Raw genomic sequence first — 21,839 nt, 5'->3', positions numbered from 1 at the left:
CAAAGTCCAAGAAAGGGAGACGATATACCTATTGCTCCATCATTATACAGCTTAAGCAACAAGATGGATAATTCCTTACTGGCTGTAAGGGATATTAACCATAAATATATTGTAGTAGAAAGGAGAAAAGATATGATGAATAAAACCCATATTGCCTTAGGTATCTGCGCTGGTCTGCTTGTGGTTAACACCGGATTCCTGTTTCAGATTTCCAACAGGCAAAAAGCGCTGGAACAACAAATGGCAAATATGCAGAATCAAGTCATGGACAGCATTTCTGTCAACACCTCCAGCATCACCCAGCGAATGGAAAATATTTTAGATAAACAGTCCAGTCTCCTTTCCAGCTCCAATTTTTCTGTTCAAAAACAAGATGGTGCCATTGTTCTTCTGGCAGAAGCCACACCAAAAGCCATTACTGATGGTGAAACAGCTGAGTTTCGTGTGAAAAAAGCGGATGGTTCTATGCAGTCCCAAAAAGCCACATTGGAAAACGGTGTATGGAAAACCACTATGGAAACAGGGCTTTTTGATGACGGAACCCTTTCCATTGCCATTTCATCCAATGGCGTCACCAGACAGGAAGAACTGGGCAGCGTTTCCACAGCCCAATACAGCAATATAGACGCCCAAAGCCAATGGGGACAAAATAATTCTACACTGTATCTGCTGGTATATCCATCGGATTCTTTCTATGAAGCAAAGGACATCGTAAAAGCAGAAGCTAATGTGGAAAATGCAAATACAGGTGAATGTTTTACGGTTCCCATGTCTCTTATGGACAATCCGGATGATGCTTTAGAAGATGTTTACACCGATGAACCTATGGCACCCACGCCAGATGTGGAAAACTTGCAGCGGTTAGGATTTTCCGCGGACTTTACAAACAAATTTGAGGAAGGCACAGATTATCTCATCACCTTCTCTGTGACAACAACTGACGGAACCGTTCTTTCCGGCGGCGAGAATAGCACTTCTTATAGAAAAGAAAAAGCCGGTGGAACCACTTCTCTTTCCGGTGGTTCCTTGACATTACAACCTTAATATATTTTGACATAGAAAAACCCCTTTTGTATATAAACAAAAGGGGTTTTTGATTACAGCACTTTCGCAAGGAATGTCTGCAAACGTTCGCTTTTGGGATTTGTAAAGATTTCTTCTGGTGTGCCTTCTTCCACCTGACGGCCATCTGCCATGAACATAACACGGGTTGCCACTTCACGGGCAAAGCCCATTTCGTGGGTAACCACTACCATGGTCATGTTTTCTTCCGCCAGCTGTTTCATAACTTCCAGAACTTCGCCAACCATTTCAGGGTCAAGAGCAGAAGTGGGTTCGTCAAAAAGCATCACTTCCGGCTGCATACACAGGGCACGCACAATGGCAATACGCTGTTTCTGACCACCGGAAAGCTGAGAAGGATATGCGCCTGCTCTATCTTCCAGACCAACACGGCGCAGCAGACTCATTGCCATTTCCGTTGCTTCTGCTTCGCTTTTTCCCTGCAGTTTCATAGGCGCAATGATCATATTTTTCAAAATGGTCATATGGGGAAAGAGATTGAAGTGCTGGAACACCATACCCATTCTCTGACGATGGATATTGATGTCTGTTTTGATATCTGTGATATCTACGCCATCAAAATAAATGTGTCCGCCAGTAGGCACTTCCAACAGATTCAAGCAGCGCAGAAATGTGGATTTACCGGAACCGGAAGGACCGATAACAACCACAACTTCGCCTTTCTTGATTTCTGTATTGATGCCGTCCAGTGCTTTGATGGCACCTTTATTATAATGTTTCTGTAAATTTTCCACACGGATCAAGGATTCATTACCGCTCACTGTTTCTCAATCTCCTTTCCAGTTTATTTACCAGGAAGGTAAAGAACATAACCATAACCAGGTAAATCAACGCGACGCCGATCAAAGGCATAAAGGGGCTGTATGTAACGCCGCGGATAATGTCGCCGCCTTTTGTCAGGTCCTGCATAGCGATGTAACCTGCAACAGAGGTTTCTTTCAGCAATACAATGAATTCGTTTGCCAGTGCAGGCAATACGTTCTTCAGTGCCTGCGGAATGATGATGTAACGCATGGTCTGCACATAGTTAAAGCCCAAACTGCGTCCTGCTTCAAACTGACCTGGATCGATGGACATGATACCGCTTCGTACAATTTCCGCTACATAAGCACCGGAGTTGACACCGAAAGCAATCATACCAACCAGCAATTTATTATTAGAGGATGCCAGAATGATATAGTACATGATCATCAGCTGTACAACAACAGGTGTACCACGAATCACTGTCAGATAAATTTTTGCGATAACATTTAAAATCTTCAGCATAAAACGTCCGAAACCGGGACGCATTTCCTGATAGTTTTTATCATATGTAGAACGGATCATTGCCAGAATGACACCCAGAACAATACCGATCAGTACAGCGCAGAATGTCAGCTGCAATGTAACACCCAGACCGTTCCAAAGATATTTCCATCGATCATCCTCAATGAAGTTCATATAAAACTGCTGCTGGATTCCTTCCCACCAGGTCTGTATTCCTTCCAAAAAAAGTCCTCCTTTTTTCCTGTAATGCCAAAACAGGGACGGTTTCCCGTCCCCGGTTTATGGTTCTTTATTTTCCAAAAATTATTCTGCTGTGATGTATTTGTCGATGATGGACTGTACTGTACCGTCGTCTTTCAGTTCCTGCAGAGCTGTGTTGATGGATTCTGTCAGTTCGCTGTCTTTTGCCAGAGCGATTGCATAGTCTTCTGTGATGTATTCTGTATCCAGAATTTTCAGACCTTCGTTTGCTTCAACGAATGCTTTTGCGGGTTCGTTGTCGATTACAACACAGTCGATTTTGCCGGATGTCAGAGCTGCTACTGCGTCAGTACCTTTTGTGTAACGTTCTACTGTACCCAGACCAGCTTCTTCGATATCGCCTGTTGTGTACAGGTCACCAGTTGTTGCTGTCTGAACACCGATTGTATGATTTGCACCTTCTGCAAACAGATCATCAACGCTTGTGATGTCAGAATCTGCATTTACGATAACTACCTGCACGCCTGTTGCATAGCTGTCTGTGAAGTCAACGCTTTCCTGACGTTCAGGTGTTACAGTCAAACCTGCCATTGCGATGTCAGCTTTGCCGGAAACAATGGAAGGGATGATGGAGTCGAAGTTCATATCTTCGATCTGTACGTCATAACCCAGTTTTTCGCCCAGTGCTTTTGCAATTTCAGCGTCGATACCAACGATTTCCTGACCTTCGTAGTATTCATAAGGAGGGAAGTCTGCGCTGGTTGCCAGAACCAGAGTTTCTTTTGCTTCGCCGCCTTCAGCTGCTGTATCATCTGTTGTAGCTGTTTCACCACTGCCGCCGCAGCCAGCCAGAGCTGCTGTCATAGACAGTACCATTGTTGTTGCAAGAATGCCTTTTAAATATTTTTTCATACCAATTTACCTCCCTAAAACTTCTTTTCTCTTTTTTGAACTTGCTTTACAGTCATTGCTGTCTTACAAATAGGATTATACTAGACTCATGCATAAAATGCAATCAGAATGTTTCACCAGAAATTCTTTGATTTTCAACTTTTTTTATTCACATTGCACAGTTTTTCCCATTTTTCAAGTTTTTCGAGCCATATTTTCATTTTTCCAAACTACTTTTGTAATTTTGACAAATCATTTTTATGTATAAAATAATGCATAAAACTCATTTATTCAAAAATTCTATTCGTTCTTTTATTGCAAAAATCCCTTTTTCTGCGCAGACATCAATGAACGCTCTTGTTAATAAACTCTGGCTGCATTTTGGAATACATGATTTTCTGTTCCGAATATAAGCCATAATATCCAGACAGCATATAGCTGACAGCACAAGCCAGCGTGTAGTATGCAATCCCTTCTGCGCCAAAGAGTTCCACACAAAGAATCACAGAAGCAATGGGGCAGTTTGTTACACCGCAAAACAGCGCAGCCATACCTGTTCCTGCTGCAAAAGATGCCGGCAATCCAATCCATGGACCAATGACACACCCAAAGGTTGCCCCCACAAAAAAGGATGGTACGATTTCGCCGCCTTTATATCCTGCTCCCAGTGTCAACGCTGTCAGCAGAATTTTCCACAAAAACGCCGGATATTCCGCTTCCCCTGCAATGGCACGGGCAATGACATCCATCCCTGCCCCGTTATAATCACGGGTACCCAGCAGCAATGTGATTGCCACCACAATACATCCCCCGACAAAAATACGGATGTAACCGTTTTTGAAAATCTGTTTATAGTATTTCCCTGCCGTTTCCATAGCCAGACAAAACAGCACACTGACACCAGCACAAAACATTCCTAACAATATGACAGACCCAACACCTGATGGGCTCAATGCCGGTACAGACTCCAATGTAAATGCTGTTGGTGTCACCCCGCAGGCCATGGAGATACCTGTTGCTGTAATGGCAGCAATGATGCTTGGCACAATGGCTGAGTAATGCATAATACCAACAGTAATGACTTCCATAGAAAACACCACTGCCGCTACAGGTGTACCAAATAATGCCGCAAAGCCAGCACTCATACCGCACATGGTAATGATTCTTTCATCCTTTTCATCCAGCTTAATTTTTCTGCCGATAAAAGATCCAATGCTTCCCCCAATCTGAAGCGCTGCCCCTTCTCTGCCGGCAGAACCACCCAACAAATGAGTAATGATGGTACTGATAAAAATCAGCGGTGTCAAACGCAAACTTACTTTTTCATTGACACGAACGGCAATCAAAATCAGATTGGTACCGCGGTCATTCTGCATCCGAAGCAAGTGGTACAGCCCTGCAATGACAAGACCGCCCAAAGGCAGCAGAAACAGTATCCATGGATGGGACATGCGAAATGCAGTCACTTCCTCCAGCAATATATGAAATATAATTCCTACCACACCAACAACTGCACCAATGACAGCACCGATGAAAGACCATATCAAAAAAACGTAAACGCCCTTTTCACTGCCCTCTAAATAACGGTTAAGTCTTTCCAGCAAACCGAATCTCTCCTTTTATTCTAATTTCTCCCTGCAGAATCCATCCTTAGAAGATTTGTTCTTCCTATCAAAACAGTTTGCAGTCATTATACCATAGCCCATCTTTCCTGCAAAACAAAACCCAGAATTTTTGCAAAGAAAAAGCAATTTCCTCAAAAGACACCTTCTGAAAAAATTGCTTTTCCAAAAAATTTCTACCTATTAGATATTCTGATATAACTCATTCAATCTATTACTTTGGTTCATGGCTTCTGTTCTTCTTCGTCTGTTTGCATTTCTTCCTGTTCTTCCGAAGAACATTCTTCCATTTCCATCATTTCTGTTTCGTCTTTGGTTTCTTCCACAGATTCTTTTTCCATTTCATCGTCTTGATCTTCCTCTTCGCTGGGATCATTTCTCCAAAGCTGCATGCTAACAATGGCTTTAAACAAATCGCCATCCACCTGAATACCAAAAGTACCGCCCTGTACTTCTGCCAGACTTTGGGCAATGGAAAGTCCCAGACCACTGCCTTCTGTGGTACGAGAACTGTCCCCACGGACAAAACGTTCCGTTAGTCGGGTAGCATCAAAGTCAATAGGCGCTGCGGAAATATTTTTCATTACCAGAATCCCGTGTTCTTCCGTCTGGAAAATATCAATATATACTCGAGAACCTACCATAGAATACTTGATGACATTTGACAGCATATTTTCCAGAATTCGCCACATATGTCTGCCATCTGCTTCGATAAAGACTGGTTCTGGACAACTGAGCCTGAATTCCAGTTTCGCTTCTTCAATCTTTTCTTCCATTTCCCCAATTGCCTGCATAGTCAACTGACGATAATCAATGCGCATTTTTTCTACAGCCACATTGCCGCTGGAAACTTTGCTGGCTTCGATCAGATCTTCAATCAATTGTTTCAAACGATAGGACTTCACTTGCAGCACATCCACATAATCTCTGGCAACCGGGTTGTCCAGTTTCTGCTGTTTCAGCAAATCCACGTAAGTGACGATGGATGTCAGCGGTGTTTTCAAGTCATGGGAAACATTGGTGATCAATTCTGTTTTCATACGCTCCCCTTTTACCGCTTCTTCTACGGCGTTTTTCAACCCATCCTGAATATTTGCAATATCTTCCGCAAAATTCAGGAAAGACGGAGAAATCTCTGCCAAATCCAACTGGTAAGTCAGATTGCCTTTTGATGTTTCTCTCGCAGAAATCATAATGCGCTTCAAAGAACGCAAGGCACGCAAAAACAGATACAAGCAGAATATATTAAACGCAATCAAAAGCCCAAAGAACAAAAGTACCAGACTACTGTTAAAATACATACAGATCATAAACACCAGGAAACAGTTGCCAACGCCATATGCCAGCATCACCAACAGCATCCAACCCCTAAAAGTTGCCCCAGTGAAAAGAGATGCTATTTTCCGCAGGAATACAGAAACCAACGTATTCCGTGCCAAAATCTTTCCTTTGATCTGTCTACTCAGGGACAAAACGTAACTAAGCCCCACCGCTACGTCTGCAATATACAAAATGCCCAGCAGCGTCAAGAATACATAGGACCAGAAGGGCATACCGCGGTAAAGAATAAACTCCAGCAGCGTCAATGCCATAAAGAAGGAAAAGATTCCAAACAACGCCACTAACAGGAAATGTATTTCATTATAGATTCTGTCTACAAGGAGGTATTTCACCTGACCGCCTTTTGTTTTCTGACCTGCCACACGAATCAGATATACCAAACAAATCATAAACAGCAAAAAAGCAACGGTGGATACCACAAACAGATAAGGCATACTGATCTTTGCCAATACAAATTCCTGATATAAATCATAGAAATCATCGCCCTCTCTAAGCGGCTCATCCACTGCGGCATACACACGGTAATTGCTGTTTTCCACATAAGCATTGCTGTATGCGTAATAAGACTTATCGCTGAGGTTATCACTGGAGAATTCTGCAGAAAGCATGATGGTATGGCTTTTACTGCTAACTTCTGCTCGTGTTGCATTTCCGGCAATGACACGCCCCTGCTCATCTTCTACAAAATAATAAAAATTCGTTAAACCTTCTAGATACCGCACCGCTTCTCGGTACTCATCCAACTGATCTTGAATGTACATCTGGCGGTACTGAGGCAGACGAGTTTCTACCAATTCCTCATATTCTATGAACTTGTCCTCCAGCCTTTCGGGAATGACTCCATAAACAATAAGTCCGTCATAAGTATCATTGATTTCTGTATTACCAGTTATGACCCCATCAATGATGTTGTAATATCTCTTGAACCCAGCCAGCAGTGCTTCCCTGTCCACTTTTTCCCCTGACTGTATCTTGGCTTCGCTTTCATAATAAACATCAGCCAAAACTGCTTCGTCTAATGCAGAAAAAAACAGGTTCCGCAACTCCACAGTGTCATAAAAATTTTCTTCCGTCAGGATGCTCCTGCCCCAGTTTTTCGTTATGCTGGAAAAGACAACCCCACAGAAAAAAATCACCAGCGCCATGATAAAGAGTATACAGGCAGCACATACCTTCCAGCCAGTCTGATACAGCTTAGATTTTTTCGATTTTGTAGCCAATACCCCACACCACCTTCAAATACTTTGGCTCTTTCGGATTGATCTCGATTTTTTCACGAATACGACGAATATGCACAGAAACCGTATTTTCCGGTGCGAAAGATAATTCATTCCATACTTTTTCATAAATCTGATCAATGGAGAATACTTTTCCGGCATTTTCCATCAAAAGCTGCAAAATGCCATATTCCGTTGCAGTCAGTTTTACAGGTTCCCCTTCCACACGAACTTCCTTGGCATCTTTGTCCAGTTCCAGACCACCAATCTTGATCACATTACTTTTTTCCGCAATGCTGCCCAAAGAAGTATATCTGCGCATCTGGCTTTTTACCCTTGCCAGCAATTCCAGCGGATTGAAAGGCTTTGTGATGTAGTCATCGGCGCCGAAGTTCAGCCCCAGAATCTTATCTGTGTCTTCAGATTTGGCAGACAAAATGATGATAGGGATATTCAGTGTTTCACGGATTTTCACTGTAGCATTCAGCCCATCCATTTTCGGCATCATCACATCCAGCAGAATCAGATGAATCTCATTTTCTTCTAATGCCTGCAATGCTTCTAGACCGTTATATGCTTTGATTACATTATAGTTTTCCTGTTTCAGATAAATTTCGATGGCATCTACGATGCTCTTGTCGTCATCACAAACCAGAATATTAAATTTATTTTCCATAATATTTCCCCCTATATTGCATTTTTTCTCAACGATATCATAACAAGTAAATTTTACAAAAAAACGGTGACTTCCTTACAAAAAAATTAAATTATCCGTCAAAGACAGTGTACCATGTTCTGAGATAAAACACAAAGGAGAATGTAACTGAACAACATGGTTATCCGGGTCTTTAGAATACTCCTACCAATTCCACTACGGTTTTTTCCACGTCACAAATCATAATTAATTTTACGAATTATATAAATTTAACCTGTATACGCTTGTAATTTTTTCACAAATAATGTATAATGTAGGCGTAATTAGTTATGTTTTTTCTGCCATACCATTCGTGGTGAAAGTGTAATGGCTTGACATGAAAAAAATTTATGTTTTAAGGAGGATTATCATGAAGAAACGTACAGGAAAAATGATTTCCCTGTCTCTGGCAGTTGCTATGGCTGTGACAGCGGCTCCTGTGACCGCATTGGCGGATGAAAACACACAGAGCAATGTTATCGAAGCAAGCGAACTGACACCCGCACAGAGCGCAGGGGAAACAGGTACAGACACAACAACCGTTGATACAAAAGAGGAAGTAGGTTTGACACAACTGGAACCTGCAACAGTGGTGGCTGCTCCAGTTGTGGATGGAGCTTTGATTGCTGGTGATGTTGAGGAGACAAAAGAAGCTGTACCTTTGGGTGAAGCTACAATACACGAAGTGGACAGCCAAGAATCTTTGGAAAATGCAATCAGCAATGCAAAATCTGGTGATACCATCAAACTGACAGTTTCCTTTGAAGTTACAAATAACGGAAAAGACATTGCAAAAAATGAAGCTTTGTTTACACTGCCTGCAGGTGTAACACTGGATGGCAATGACACTATCATCACCGCTGATGATAGTTGGGACAAGTCTGCCAATAATCATATCATTGGCATTGTAAATGCAAAAGACACAAAAATTTGTAATTTGACTATTGTCGGTAATGAAAAAACCAAACATGGCATCAACGTTTTTGGCAATAACGCATCTATGGATATTGAAAATGTCACAGTAAAAGATTGTGGCACAGCAGGTATCGTAGTAAACGGTGCAACTGTTACTGCTACTGATATCAACACAGAAAATAACGCATGGGGTGCTATCAATGTAGATAACGCTGGTGAATTCACTCTGAAAGGCGATTGTGACATTGCAGAAGCCAACAAAGTATGGAGTGAAAACGAATCTGGTACAGCCATCAATGTCAGTGAAGTAGACGATTGGGTAACCATGATAACTGCTGGTGACGACAACAAGACATACTATACTGATCTGGAAGATATCAATGAAGTATTGAAAGGCATCACTGCTAAAGCCGAAGACGAAAATGATTACGGAAAAGCTACAATCACTTTAAATGGAAATGTTACTGTAAGCAACGATGCTGTAAAAGGTTCTTACGGTGCTGCTGCAGTAGCGCTGCCTAATAAAGTAACACTGAATGGTGCCGGTTACACCATTTCCGCTGATGAAAATTGGGCATCCGAAAATACAAATCACATTCTGGGTGTAACAAATGGTACTGTTGTCATTGAAAATGTTACCATTGTTGGTAATGCAAAAACAAAATCCGGTATCGTTGCTTGGCAGGGTGCTGGTTCTAACGTTGCTCTGACTTTGAATGGTGTAGAAATCCAGAATTGCGGCAATGCTGCTCTGCAGGTAAACAGCGCAACCGTAACTGCAACTAATCTGAAAACAAGCGGAAATAGCTGGGGTGCAGTTAATGTAGACAAAGCAAGCGGAAATGCAAATGATACACCATCCTTTACATTGTCCGGTGACAAAAGCGAATTGTCTGAATCCACCAAAGTTTGGACTGAAATCGAAGACGATGTAAATAGTATTATCAACGATGAAACAACTGGTAAAGTTCTTGGTACTCCCATGACAGACAGCAACGGTACAACCTATTATGGTAACGCTGTAGCACAGATTGGTGATACAAAATACCCCACTCTGGCAGAAGCTCTGAATCATGTTGCAGAAGGCAACACTATCACACTGTTGGCTGACGCAACTGTAAACAGTGCAATTGTAATCAATGCTGCAAATGTTACCATTGACGGCGACAATCATGCAATCAACGTTATCGCAAAGGTTGCTGACAACTTGATCACTGTAAAGGGAAACGATTTCACTTTGCAGGATGTTACTATTAACGGCAATGGAAATGTGAAAAAATCCGCTGTTCATTTCTATAACACAACAGGCGGCAAAGTTACTGGCGCTACCATCAACGGCGGCGGCTATACTTCCATTCTGGTAAATGGCGCAGAAGTAACTGTAAAAGACAGCGTTCTGAATCCAGACGAGGGTGCGTATGCAAACATTGAATATGGTGTAGGTCAAAATGTAACAACAGTACCTAAAGTTGTTGTAGAAAATGTAACAGCTGATACAGATTGCTATCTGGTTTACGCAGATCAGAATACAATTAACAGAATCCAGCAGAATCATCCTGAATTAGACGCTGATGCAATTGATAAAGATTATGTAATCGGCGCAAATCTGCAGGTTGCAAATGCAGCTGTAGCTACATACACCATCACTTTTGACCCTCAGGGTGGTACACTGGCAGATGGTGAAAATAAAGCAACAACCAATAAACATGGTAAGCTGGACACACTGCCTACACCCGAACGCAGCAGATATCGTTTTGATGGCTGGTTCACTGATGATGGTACAGAAGTAACTACAAATACTGTATTTAGCGAAGATACTGCTATTCATGCAGAATGGACACGCACCTCCTCCGGCTCTTCCCACAGTGACGACAACTACATCACCATCATCAACCCTAAAAACGGTGAAGTTTCTGTCAGCGATGACTGGGCTTACGAAGACGACAAGATCACTCTGACCATCACACCCGATGATGGTTACGAAGTAGACAAAATCGAAATCGTTGACGACGAAGGCGACAAAATCGACGCAAAGAAAGTAGAAGACAAAGACAACAAATACACCTTCCGCATGGCAAACTGTGACGTAACTGTTACTGTAACATTCAAAGAAGAAGGCAAAACAACAGAAGACACTGACAAAGAAGAAGATAAGGACGACGAATCTACAGAAACAACAAAACTGAACTTCACAGACGTGAAGGAAAGCGACTGGTTCTTCAAAGGCGTGGAATATGTTGTAGACAAAGGCATCATGAGCGGCGTTTCCGAAAACGAATTTGCTCCTGCCGGCAAACTGACACGTGCTATGCTTGTTCAGATGCTGTACAACATGGAAAGCCGTCCCGCATGTGATGCCGAAAACGCATTCATGGACGTTCCCGTTGGTCAGTGGTACACAGACGCAGTCATCTGGGCAAATGATGCGAAGATCGTCAGCGGTATGGGCGAAGGTCTGTTTGCTCCTAATATGGAAATCACCAGAGAACAGATGGTAGTAATGCTGTACAACTACGCAAAATTCAAAGGTTATGATGTGACTGCTTCCGCAGATCTGTCCGCATTTGCTGACACAGCAAGTGTATCCGCATGGGCACAGCCTGCAATGCAGTGGGCAGTAGCTGAAGGCTATATCAGCGGTATGGGCGACAGCCAGCTGGCTCCTCAGGGCACAGCAACCAGAGCAGAAATCGCTTCTGTTATCATGCGTTTCATGGAAGCAACTGCTGAAACCGAAGAATAATCATACGATCTATAAGAGATAGATAAATTTCCACCTCAACTCGCACGAAATATAAAAGGACAGTCTCCTTTCCATAGGGCTTATGCCCTTTCCCCACAGGAAGCTGTCCGCTATCTCTCACAAAAAAACCGGAAACACCTGATTCATTCAGGTATTTCCGGTTTTTATATTTTAATCAAAATTCATAGGAATCATTTTTCCCGGTGCAAAAGCGTAGATATAACATGCCTTCACGGGCAAGTCCGTTACACGCTCCAACGCTTCTTTATAAAGCCGCAGCTGGATTTTATATTTTTCACGGAAAGCATCTTCCTGCCAAAGTCGGTCGCTTTTATAGTCCACCAGCACAACTGCATTTTCTTCCACGAAATAACAGTCGATAATACCATTAATCTGGATAAATTCCTCCATATTCTGATAAATATCATCAAAAAAAACTTCTTTCGGCTCCACCAACATAGCAAATGGCTGTTCTTTATGGATTTCATCCGCCTTCTGCATCCGTTTTGCCAAATCAGAAGAAAAGAAAGTCAGAAGTTCTTTTCTGCGAATAGCTGCCTTTTCTTCTTCTGTCAGTCTGCCCTGCTGCTGCAGCTCTGTCAGCAGTTCTTCCAAAGCATCGGCATCATAAGCTTTCCGCAGGTCTGCCGCTTCCATGACCGTATGCATGGCTGTACCGATTTCTGCCGCTGTCAGCCCTTCTTTTTTCTGCCCAAACTGGGGAATCTGCAATTCCTGCGGCACCTGTGCTTCTTCGCCAGAAATTTCCGCCTGATACCGCCGTTTGATTTCAGAAATGGAAACTTTTGTAGGCAGCATGGTTGCTGTTTCGTGATCATATTTCCATGACAGGATACGGAAAATCTCCTCTTTTCTGCCGCTGTAATCCGGTTTTGTATCCCAATTTTCAAAGACATTCTGCTGTTCTTCTGCCAGTTCCTGTTTTTCCTGCTCTGCTCCGTAGATATCGCCTTTTTCCAAAAAGGTGAATTTCCATTTGGAAGGCTCATCCAAAAACTGTCGTGCCTCTCCCCTATCTGTTGGTTCCCAAGGCTCCGGCAATACCCTTGCCTGGGGATGTCGCAGAAGTGCCGGCATAATCCAATCCAGATAGCTTCTTCCTCGGCGCAGACGGAATACAGGCAGCAATTCTTCCACAGAATCTGCTGTTTCTGCCCATTTTTCCACAGATCTTTGCAGATTACGCACCGTTCCTGTCAAAATCAGTTTTTCCTTTGCTCTGGTCAATGCCACATACAGCACACGCATTTCCTCTGACAGATTTTCCAACTTGATGGCTTCTGCCAAAGCAGTTTTGGACAACGTCCGATAAGAAGCCCGATGGTCCAAATCCATATAGTCCATGCCATATCCCCATTCCTGATGGGTGATGACAGCGGCACGGGTATCAGCTTCGTTGAACTGTTTCCCAAGGTCTGCCACAAAGACCACAGGAAATTCCAGCCCCTTACTTTTATGTATGGTCATGACACGCACCAGATTATCCGCTTCACTTTGGAGTTTTGCGGCGGAGGATTCTGTTTCTGCCGTCTTCATATCCTCCACAAATCGAATGAAATGGAACAGCCCTTTTCCGCTGTTATTTTCATAAGTTTCTGCTTTTTCCAGCAACAGCCGCAGGTTTGCCTGTCGCAGACTGCCACCGGGGGTCATACCCGCATAATCATAATATCCTGTTTGCTGATAGAGATACCGCAGCAATTCACAAAGGGACAATTCTTTCGCTGTTTCCCGCCAATCCTGCAAGTCTGCTTGGAAGCGTTCCAGTTTTTCCAGAATTTCTTCTTCCACACCCTCTGCCAGATACCGCAGGACACATTCATAAAACAGACCATCGCCGCCAAAAAGACGGATTTCCGTCAAAGCATCGGCACTGATGCCATAAAGGGGCGAATGAAGCACAGAAAGCAAAGGAATATCCTGATAGGGATTGTCAATGAGGCGCAGGAAATTCAAAACTGTATCAATTTCCGGCACATCAAAGTATCCTTCTGCCGTTTCCGCATAATACGGAATGCCCTCTTTCCCAAAAATATCATCCAACGTGGTACCCCAACTGCGGATACTTCGCACCAGAACTGCCACATCGCGATATTCCATGGGGCGATAGCTTTCCAACCCACGGTCATAAACCTGATAGCCAGCTTTCATCATTTCTCTGATTTTTCCGGCAATCATGGTGGCTTCCATCTGCCGTTTATCCAGTTCTTCCAAATCTGTCAGCTGTTCCTCTGTTTCTTCCGAGGACAAGTCCAACAGCATCATTTCATTTTCACCGCCACAAAGCCCATCAAAATCAGGGAAATCTGCTCCGGCATACAGCGCCGCTTCGTCATTATAATCCACATCCCCAAAAGCTTCCGACATGGTCTGACGGAAAATGAAGTTAATGCCATCCAGCACATTTTTCCGGCTGCGGAAGTTTTTGGAAAGAATGATTTTTCGGGTTTTGCCGCCTTTTTCCACAGGATACGTGCGGTATTTCTCATTGAACAGCTGAGGCATAGCAAGGCGGAAACGATAAATACTCTGCTTCACATCTCCTACCATAAAGCGGTTGTTATTGCCTTCATAAGCGCCGGATACAGCCGTCAGCAGCATTTCCTGCACCACATTGCTGTCCTGATACTCGTCAATCATAATCTCATCATACTTCTGCTGCATCTGTTTTGCGGCGTCTGTAGGAATGATATTGTCTTTGGTACTGCCGGGTTCCGTGAGGATTTGCAGGGCAAAATGTTCGTAGTCATTGAAATCCAACCAGAGTTTTTCTTTTTTCGCCTGTGCAAAGGCTTCCGCAAAACGAATGACTGTTTCCGATAAGGCTTTGGCAATGGGATACAGAGAGGAAATGAGTTTTGTTTGGGTTTCTGCTCCATAGCAGAAATAAGTTTCTCCCAGCTTGCCGATAGACGCCTTGGCTTCGTTTCGCAGGTTTTTCACCCATTCCGCTGTATCTTTCTCCTGACCACGATAAGCAGGCATGCGTGCAAAATCAACGGCAACATAGGCTTGGTGCCAATCCGCGTAGCTGGGATGTTCCAATGCCTGCCGCAGGGCTTTTACGCCTTCCAATTCCGCCTCTAAGCGTTCTCCATAAGCAGTAAACTCCCCATTGCCGCAGATGCGGGCATAAGCCTTCTGCAAGTTATACAGGGCATAGTCCACCCCATTGGTGATGCCTTCTCCAATAAGCGGCATCCATGCGCACTGGTCAATGGTATCGCCATCAGCCATATAAAACTGCTCCGCCATTTTCCGCAGGAGTGTTTCCGGGTCAGGATACCCCTGAGAAAAGGTATAGACCTGCAAAATCAAATCTTTCAGACGCTGATCTCCTGTATTTTCTCCATAGGTTTCCAGCAGGCGGAGAAAGCCTTCATCCTCTGCTTCATAAAGGATTTCAAACAATTCTCCCAGCACATCTTTTTGCAGCAAAGCGATTTCCGCAGGGTCTGCCGTTTTCACTGCCGGGTCAATATCCAGTCTGTCATAATACTCCCGAATAACTTGCAGGCAAAAAGCGTGAATGGTTTTGATGTCTGCCCGACTCAAATAGGTGAGCTGGTTCTGCAAATGGACATCATCGGGCTTTTCTTCCAGTTTTTTTGTAATGGCAGCACCGATTCGCTGGCTCATTTCTGCCGCTGCCGCTTTTGTAAACGTCACCACCAGCAAACGGTCAATATCCAGCGGGTCTTCTTCTGCTGTAATCCGCTGAATGATACGCTCCACCAATACGGCTGTTTTGCCGCTGCCTGCCGCCGCAGAAACAAGGATATCGCTTCCTCTGGCGTCAATGGCTTCTTGCTGTTGTGTTGTCCACTTTGCTCCCACGCTGTTTCACCTCATCTTTTCTTACGAACCAGACGCCTTTTGCAGCCGGATATGAAAAGGAACATACCCCACAAAAGACGCCATAAAGCTACTGTAAGAATTATACCAGAAGTTCAGCAAAAACGCCAACGTCTGAGGGGTCATCTCTAAGGTGTGAAACAAATACCTCGCCGTGGTGCGGGCAAATAAATCTGCAAAGCCGCTTTGATACAAACTGGCGCAGCGATATAGGATATCTGCCATCTGCCTTTCTTTTTCATCCAATTCATAGACTCTTGCCATAGCTGCGGACATTTCCTCCCAATCCAATTGTTTTTTCCTGCGCCGTACCACACGAATGGTATGATGAATACCAGCCAGCTTAAAAAACCGCTTTCCGCTTTCCAAATCCAGTCGTTCCACATTGGCTCTGAAATAATTCTCCCGGCTGAAATCCAGCAAAAACATCTCATAGCCATCGGCTACGGTACTTTCAATACACTGCATGTAATATGCTTCATAAAAAGGTGTTTCCTGTGCTGCCCGGGAAAGATAGCTTTCTTTCTGCCCTTCCAGATAAAGGGTAACAGGGTCCTGTTTCTGTCTGATATGTAACTGCATGAAAATTCCTCCTTCTTTTTCTATTGTAAAAGAAAGCTTTCCTTTTCACGGAGGGTTTTCACCGCAAATAACAACAAAAAAAGAGTGTTTTCGCATAGGAAACACTCTTTTTGAGAGAACAGGCGGCTGTGCACCGCCGCCCGCTTTTTGCACTGTCTGATCCCTGAGGGTATCAGCAGTTACCGCAGTTGTTCAGCTGACCGCCGCAGTTATTGTTGCCGCAGCAGCACAGCAGGATCAGAATCCACAGCCAGGAATTGTCATTGCCACAGCCGCAGTTGCTGTTGTTGTTATTGCCGCACAGGCACAACAGCAGAATTACCCAAATGAAACTGTCATTACCGCAACCACCAAATCCACACATAATAAAAATACCTCCTTAAGTAAATTGTATCGACTTACAATTTAATCTTATGAGGTATTTTTTGCTTTCTTGCCTGTCTACTTAAAATTTTTTATCGGGGAAGCTGCAGATCGGAAACCAGAATGTCCACAGTAAAACCACCCATTTCGTCCATGAGGCTCACCATAGTAATGTGTTCCGCATCATGGAAGTACAACAAATGGCTCATGCCTTTTTCCACTGCCAGTGCCTGATTTTCCTCCAGACCTTCCAGCTGGCTTTCCAGCACTTCCATCCCTGCCGCCAGATACGCTCTGGCAATGCGTGCCGCTGTTTCCTGTCCATCAGGATGGGCAGCAAAAACTGCTTTTACTTTCTGTTCCATATTGTGCCGCCTCTTTTCTCAGGAATTGCCGTTCTTTTCATGGAGCATTTTTTCCAGTTCGTCAATAAAACTGTTGATGTCCTTAAACTGACGGTATACGGATGCGAAGCGTACATAAGCCACTTCGTCCAAGTCTTTCAGCCGTTCAATGACCATATTCCCCAGCTGTTTGCTTTCCACTTCTCTTTCGCCGCTGCCTGCCAGTGTATTTTCAATATCATCCACCAGCTTCTGAATCTGCTGAGCGGTGACAGGGCGTTTGTTGCAGGATTTCATGATCCCGTTCTGAAGTTTTGCCTTATCAAAAATTTCTCTGGTGCCATCACGTTTGATGACGGTAATGGGGATCATATCCACCCTTTCATATGTGGTAAAACGCTTGCCGCATTTTTCGCAGACTCTGCGGCGGCGAATCACGGAATTATCGTCCTGCGCCCGGGAATCAATTACCTTCGTATCCGCAAAATTACAAAAAGGACATTTCATGCCCAATCCTCCTCCTGTGTTTCTCAATTTCTTTGGTTTTTAGTATAAAGCAGAACAGCCCGCAGGTCAAGCACAAAGGGCAGTTTCTGTCCTATAGGGTCTCATCCCGTTCCATGCTGTCCGCATCCACTTCCACCAGTATGATATCGTCCCCGATACGACGGATACATCGCCAAGGGATATAATAGGCTCTACCTCTGCCAAAGGGGTTCCATCGACAGCCTTCCATGGGAATAATCAATGTGCGTATCTTCCCGGAAGGAATATCCAGTTCCAAGTCTCCCACAAAGCCCAACCGTCTGCCATCACAAATGTTGATGACTTCTTTTTCCTGCAAATCGGAGAATTTTTCCATTGACTTTTCCTCCTTTTTGTTCTTATTTTACTTTATGCCTTCCTTACAAAAATACTTGCACAAAATTACAAAAGTGTGACTTTTGCCCCTTGACGCTCTATAGAAATCGTAATACAATATATGCACGATATCACCGCACAAAAATCAATATATTGTATTTCTATGAATTCGAAAAGCCCATGGTTTCAGTCATGGCGCTCTGTGCGGAAGAAAAAAACTTACAACCAATCAGGTGGAATGAGGCAGAAAGAGGGATTGACATGATTACAACGATTACGAAACGAGATGGACGTGTGGCTTATTTTGACATCAATAAAATCGCCAATGCCATCGAAAAAGCCTTTCAGGCAACCAGCGGTGCAAAAAGCTATGCAACTTGTCTGGAAATGGCTCAGGAAGTATCTGATTATTTTGAAAATGAAAATATGGACTCCCCTTCTGTAGAACAAATTCAGGACAGAGTGGAACGGGTACTCATTGACCATGGCTTTGTGCAGACTGCAAAAGCCTATATCTTGTATCGCGCGGAACGTACCCGTATCCGTAACATGAACGATCGTCTGATGAAAACATTCGAAGACATCACATACAAAGATGCAACAGACAGTGATATCAAGCGTGAAAACGCCAATATCGACGGCAATACAGCCATGGGTTCCATGCTGAAATACGGCTCTGAAGGGGCAAAACATTTCTACGAATCTTATGTGCTGAACCCCAAACACTCTGAAGCACACCGCAACGGTGACATTCACATCCATGACTTGGATTTCTATACCCTGACCACTACATGTTGTCAGATCGACCTGCTAAAACTGTTTGAAGGCGGTTTCTCCACAGGTCATGGCGTACTGAGAGAACCCAACAGCATTGCAAGCTATGCTTCTCTGGCATGTATCGCTATCCAGTCTAACCAGAACGACCAGCACGGCGGTCAGTCTGTACCCAACTTTGATTACAGCATGGCTCCCGGCGTTGCAAAGACATACAAAAAACGCTATCGTTCCAATCTGGCTTCCCTCATCGAAGTGATGGACAGCGAAGAACATGCAAAGGCAATGAAAGAAGCTTTTGTGAAACTGGAAGACATGGGTCTGGTGCCTACACTGGACAAAAACGAAGCATATGATGCAGAAGAAGCCAAACTGGCAGAAGAAATCGGCATTCCTGTGGAAATCTATCAGAAAGCACAGGCTTTCACTGTAAAAAAATCCACAGAAGAAACAGATAAAGAAACATATCAGGCAATGGAAGCTCTGCTCCATAACCTGAACACCATGCACAGCCGTGCCGGCGCACAGACACCCTTCTCCTCCATCAACTATGGTATGGACACTTCAACAGAAGCCAGAATGGTTATGAAAAACATGCTGCTGGTAACAGAAGCAGGTCTTGGTGACGGGGAAACAGCCATCTTCCCTATCCAGATTTTCCGTGTAAAAGAAGGCGTCAACTTCAATCCCGGTGAACCAAACTACGACCTGTTCAAACTGGCATGCCGTGTCAGCGCAAAGCGTCTGTTCCCCAACTTCTCTTTCCAGGATGCGCCTTTCAACCTGAAATACTACAAAGAAGGTCATCCTGAAACAGAAATCGCATACATGGGCTGCCGCACACGTGTTATGGCAAATGTCCATGACCCTGAAAAAGAAATCACTCCGGGCAGAGGCAACCTGAGCTTCACCAGCATCAATCTGCCCAGAATTGCCATTATGGCAAACAAGAACATTGACTGGTTCTTCAACGAACTGGATCGCAAAATGGATCTGGTTGTGGAACAGCTGCTGGAACGTTTCGAAATCCAGGCAAAGAAAAAAGTACACAACTATCCTTTCCTCATGGGCGAAGGTATCTGGATTGACAGCGATAAACTGGGCTGCAATGACGAAGTACGGGAAGTGCTGAAAAATGGTACTCTTTCCGTTGGTTTCATCGGTCTGGCAGAAGCACTGAAAGCCCTCATTGGCGTACACCACGGCGAAAGCGAAGTGGCACAGAACCTGGGTCTGGACATCATCAGCCACATGCGCAACCGTCTGGACGCACTGTCTCAGGAAACAAAACTGAACTTCACCCTGCTGGCAACACCTGCGGAAGGTCTGTCCGGCAGATTTGTAGAAATCGACCGGAAACGTTTCGGTTCCATCGAAGGCGTGACTGATCGGGAATACTATACAAACAGCTTCCATATTCCTGTATACTACCCTATCAGCGCTTATAAGAAAATCCAGTTGGAAGCACCTTATCACGCACTGACAAACGCAGGTCATATCACTTATGTGGAACTGGATGGTGATCCGTCCACAAACCTGGATGCCTTCGAAAAAATCATCCGTTACATGAAGGCTCAGGGCATCGGTTACGGCTCCATCAACCATCCCGTTGACCGCGACCCTATCTGCGGCTACAACGGCATCATCGGTGATACTTGCCCCAAATGCGGCAGAAAAGAAAATGAAGGCGAAGTAGGCTTCCAGAGAATCCGCCGTATCACCGGTTATCTGGTAGGTACACTGGATCGTTTCAATAACGCAAAACGTGCGGAAGTACGGGACAGAGTCAAACATTCCATCGTAACAGAAGTAAAACTGACACCAAAGGAAGATTAATATGAGAATCAAAATCAGCGGCGTTGTCAACGATTCCATCGTTGACGGCGCAGGCTTTCGCTTAACGGTATTTACACAAGGCTGCCATCACAACTGTCCGGGCTGTCATAACCCTCAGACCCATGACCCCGAAGGCGGTTTCTGGTCTGATACAGAAGATATTCTGAACGTAGCGGCGGAAAATCCTCTGCTGGACGGCATTACCCTTTCCGGCGGTGATCCTATGGAACAGCCTGCTCCCTGCACTGCTCTTGCAGAAGGCGCACATAAAATGGGGCTGAACGTCTGGACTTACACAGGCTACACATGGGAAGCCCTGCTGGAAGAAAACAATCCTGAACGAATGATGCTGCTGAAAAGCACCGATGTTCTGGTAGATGGACCTTTTCTTATGGATCAGCGTTCTTTGGAACTGCGGTTCAAGGGCAGCAAAAACCAGCGTACTATCGACGTAAAAAAATCACTGGAAACAGGCGAAATCATCCTTTGGGATAATTAAGTCAACTCACCATAAAATTCATATAGAAACAAAAAAGCACAAAATCTCTTGCAAAAGAATGAACTGCTCCAATTTGTGCGGACAGTACAAAAAGCGTTCTTACGAGGATAATATTTGATTTTCAAGTGGAGTGGCGTAGCGTGAGCGGCGCCACTCCTGTTTTTAATTGAATTCTCTCATGGTTATAGAAATGAATATATCTGTCAATCATTTCCTTTGCTTCCTGAAACGTTGCAGGTTTATGCCGATAAATACATTCTGTTTTGAGGATACCAAAGAAGTTTTCTGCCAATGCGTTGTCATAGCAGTTTCCACGCCTTGACATGGAAGGCAGAATACCGTAAGATTGAGTTAGCTTAAAATATCCGTGTGAGGTATATTGAAAGCCTTGGTCGCTGTGGAGCTGCAACTCCCCAGCGATCTTCTTTTTGCTTAACTTTTCCTTTCGAACAGCTAAACGAATGGTATCCAGCACAAGATTTACTGTTTGTTCCGTTCCGGTTTTGTAGGCTATGATGCTACGGTCATAGAGATCGCAAATGACGGATAGATACAAAACACCTTGTTTCGTATGTATATAAGAAATATCAGTCACCCATTTTCCATTGGGTACATCAGCAGAAAAATTTCGATTCAATCTATTTTCGTATTTATGCATCTGCTTACCCATCTGAACCCATTTTCTGCGTCGACGAATTTCTGACAATAGCCCATATTTCTTCATAATTCGC

At 44.1% G+C, this 21,839-nt stretch carries 17 protein-coding genes; 4 read left to right on the top strand and 13 right to left on the bottom strand.

Going from position 1 to position 21,839, the window contains the following annotated elements:
* Positions 1 to 132 precede the first annotated feature (132 nt).
* Positions 133 to 1,044, top strand: coding sequence for a hypothetical protein (locus tag INF29_RS10350; protein WP_193486453.1), 912 nt, complete (start codon positions 133 to 135; stop codon positions 1,042 to 1,044).
* A gap of 53 nt (positions 1,045 to 1,097) precedes the next feature.
* Here INF29_RS10350 and INF29_RS10345 read toward each other — a convergent pair whose 3' ends face one another.
* The 6 genes from INF29_RS10345 to INF29_RS10320 form a co-directional block, all read right to left on the bottom strand.
* Entirely contained in the window at positions 1,098 to 1,844 is a 747-nt protein-coding gene (locus INF29_RS10345) for an amino acid ABC transporter ATP-binding protein (RefSeq protein ID WP_278736006.1), read from the bottom strand.
* Entirely contained in the window at positions 1,834 to 2,523 is a 690-nt protein-coding gene (locus INF29_RS10340) for an amino acid ABC transporter permease (protein ID WP_072850307.1), read from the bottom strand. The genes INF29_RS10345 and INF29_RS10340 overlap by 11 nt, the downstream gene beginning before the upstream one ends.
* Positions 2,524 to 2,652: 129 nt before the next feature.
* Positions 2,653 to 3,462, bottom strand: a complete 810-nt coding sequence (locus INF29_RS10335) for a transporter substrate-binding domain-containing protein (RefSeq protein WP_072850265.1) — start codon at positions 3,460 to 3,462, stop codon at positions 2,653 to 2,655.
* 323 nt (positions 3,463 to 3,785) lie between these two features.
* Positions 3,786 to 5,045 (bottom strand): chloride channel protein, encoded by a 1,260-nt coding sequence (locus tag INF29_RS10330; protein ID WP_193486451.1) that lies wholly within the window; start codon positions 5,043 to 5,045, stop codon positions 3,786 to 3,788.
* 242 nt (positions 5,046 to 5,287) lie between these two features.
* Entirely contained in the window at positions 5,288 to 7,624 is a 2,337-nt protein-coding gene (locus INF29_RS10325) for an MFS domain-containing histidine kinase (protein WP_193486449.1), read from the bottom strand.
* On the bottom strand, positions 7,599 to 8,297 hold the full coding sequence (locus tag INF29_RS10320; protein WP_193486447.1) for a response regulator transcription factor: 699 nt from the start codon (positions 8,295 to 8,297) through the stop codon (positions 7,599 to 7,601). Before INF29_RS10320 ends, INF29_RS10325 begins: the two co-directional genes overlap by 26 nt.
* A gap of 388 nt (positions 8,298 to 8,685) precedes the next feature.
* Between INF29_RS10320 and INF29_RS10315 the strand changes: the two genes are divergently transcribed.
* A complete protein-coding gene (locus INF29_RS10315; protein ID WP_193486445.1) occupies positions 8,686 to 11,973 on the top strand; it encodes an S-layer homology domain-containing protein in 3,288 nt (1,095 codons plus the stop codon).
* Between the two features lie 171 nt (positions 11,974 to 12,144).
* Here the strand turns inward: INF29_RS10315 and addA are convergent, their stop codons facing one another.
* The 6 genes from addA to INF29_RS10285 all read right to left on the bottom strand — a co-directional run bounded on the left by addA (position 12,145) and on the right by INF29_RS10285 (position 18,000).
* Positions 12,145 to 15,831: a helicase-exonuclease AddAB subunit AddA gene (addA, locus tag INF29_RS10310; protein WP_193486443.1), complete on the bottom strand. Its 3,687-nt coding sequence runs from the start codon at positions 15,829 to 15,831 to the stop codon at positions 12,145 to 12,147.
* 21 nt (positions 15,832 to 15,852) lie between these two features.
* Positions 15,853 to 16,431 (bottom strand): hypothetical protein, encoded by a 579-nt coding sequence (locus INF29_RS10305; protein WP_191344553.1) that lies wholly within the window; start codon positions 16,429 to 16,431, stop codon positions 15,853 to 15,855.
* A 172-nt stretch (positions 16,432 to 16,603) separates the two neighbouring features.
* Positions 16,604 to 16,795 (bottom strand): hypothetical protein, encoded by a 192-nt coding sequence (locus INF29_RS10300; RefSeq protein ID WP_022254577.1) that lies wholly within the window; start codon positions 16,793 to 16,795, stop codon positions 16,604 to 16,606.
* Positions 16,796 to 16,886: 91 nt separating this feature from the next.
* Entirely contained in the window at positions 16,887 to 17,159 is a 273-nt protein-coding gene (locus INF29_RS10295) for a hypothetical protein (protein WP_072850253.1), read from the bottom strand.
* Positions 17,160 to 17,177: 18 nt separating this feature from the next.
* Positions 17,178 to 17,645: a transcriptional regulator NrdR gene (nrdR, locus tag INF29_RS10290; protein ID WP_022254579.1), complete on the bottom strand. Its 468-nt coding sequence runs from the start codon at positions 17,643 to 17,645 to the stop codon at positions 17,178 to 17,180.
* 91 nt (positions 17,646 to 17,736) lie between these two features.
* On the bottom strand, positions 17,737 to 18,000 hold the full coding sequence (locus INF29_RS10285; RefSeq protein ID WP_072850251.1) for a YlmC/YmxH family sporulation protein: 264 nt from the start codon (positions 17,998 to 18,000) through the stop codon (positions 17,737 to 17,739).
* A gap of 260 nt (positions 18,001 to 18,260) precedes the next feature.
* Here INF29_RS10285 and INF29_RS10280 point away from each other — a divergent pair, with 260 nt between their 5' ends.
* Both INF29_RS10280 and nrdG read left to right on the top strand, forming a co-directional pair.
* Positions 18,261 to 20,609 (top strand): anaerobic ribonucleoside triphosphate reductase, encoded by a 2,349-nt coding sequence (locus INF29_RS10280; protein WP_193486441.1) that lies wholly within the window; start codon positions 18,261 to 18,263, stop codon positions 20,607 to 20,609.
* Between the two features lies 1 nt (position 20,610).
* The gene (nrdG, locus tag INF29_RS10275) at positions 20,611 to 21,108 is read left to right on the top strand and encodes an anaerobic ribonucleoside-triphosphate reductase activating protein (RefSeq protein ID WP_087988944.1); all 498 of its coding nucleotides are present in this window, start codon (positions 20,611 to 20,613) and stop codon (positions 21,106 to 21,108) included.
* Between the two features lie 121 nt (positions 21,109 to 21,229).
* Here the strand turns inward: nrdG and INF29_RS10270 are convergent.
* A partial coding sequence (locus INF29_RS10270) for an IS3 family transposase (protein ID WP_193486439.1) occupies positions 21,230 to 21,839 on the bottom strand: 610 nt, incomplete at its 5' end.

Source organism: Anaerotignum lactatifermentans, from assembly GCF_014982935.1.
GTDB lineage: Bacteria > Bacillota > Clostridia > Lachnospirales > Anaerotignaceae > Anaerotignum > Anaerotignum lactatifermentans.
Note: the sequence above shows the minus strand (reverse complement) of the source record. Positions and strands in the feature narration are given on the sequence as shown.

What these genes read in the sequence shown, in the direction of transcription:
- INF29_RS10315 (WP_193486445.1), top strand. Translation starts at nt 8,686, where the DNA reads ATGAAGAAACGTACAGGAAAAATGATTTCCCTGTCTCTGGCAGTTGCT.
- INF29_RS10335 (WP_072850265.1), bottom strand. Translation starts at nt 3,462, where the DNA reads ATGAAAAAATATTTAAAAGGCATTCTTGCAACAACAATGGTACTGTCT.
- nrdG (WP_087988944.1), top strand. Translation starts at nt 20,611, where the DNA reads ATGAGAATCAAAATCAGCGGCGTTGTCAACGATTCCATCGTTGACGGC.
- INF29_RS10305 (WP_191344553.1), bottom strand. Translation starts at nt 16,431, where the DNA reads ATGCAGTTACATATCAGACAGAAACAGGACCCTGTTACCCTTTATCTG.
- nrdR (WP_022254579.1), bottom strand. Translation starts at nt 17,645, where the DNA reads ATGAAATGTCCTTTTTGTAATTTTGCGGATACGAAGGTAATTGATTCC.
- INF29_RS10285 (WP_072850251.1), bottom strand. Translation starts at nt 18,000, where the DNA reads ATGGAAAAATTCTCCGATTTGCAGGAAAAAGAAGTCATCAACATTTGT.
- INF29_RS10300 (WP_022254577.1), bottom strand. Translation starts at nt 16,795, where the DNA reads ATGTGTGGATTTGGTGGTTGCGGTAATGACAGTTTCATTTGGGTAATT.
- INF29_RS10280 (WP_193486441.1), top strand. Translation starts at nt 18,261, where the DNA reads ATGATTACAACGATTACGAAACGAGATGGACGTGTGGCTTATTTTGAC.
- INF29_RS10340 (WP_072850307.1), bottom strand. Translation starts at nt 2,523, where the DNA reads ATGAACTTCATTGAGGATGATCGATGGAAATATCTTTGGAACGGTCTG.
- INF29_RS10320 (WP_193486447.1), bottom strand. Translation starts at nt 8,297, where the DNA reads ATGGAAAATAAATTTAATATTCTGGTTTGTGATGACGACAAGAGCATC.
- INF29_RS10295 (WP_072850253.1), bottom strand. Translation starts at nt 17,159, where the DNA reads ATGGAACAGAAAGTAAAAGCAGTTTTTGCTGCCCATCCTGATGGACAG.
- INF29_RS10350 (WP_193486453.1), top strand. Translation starts at nt 133, where the DNA reads ATGATGAATAAAACCCATATTGCCTTAGGTATCTGCGCTGGTCTGCTT.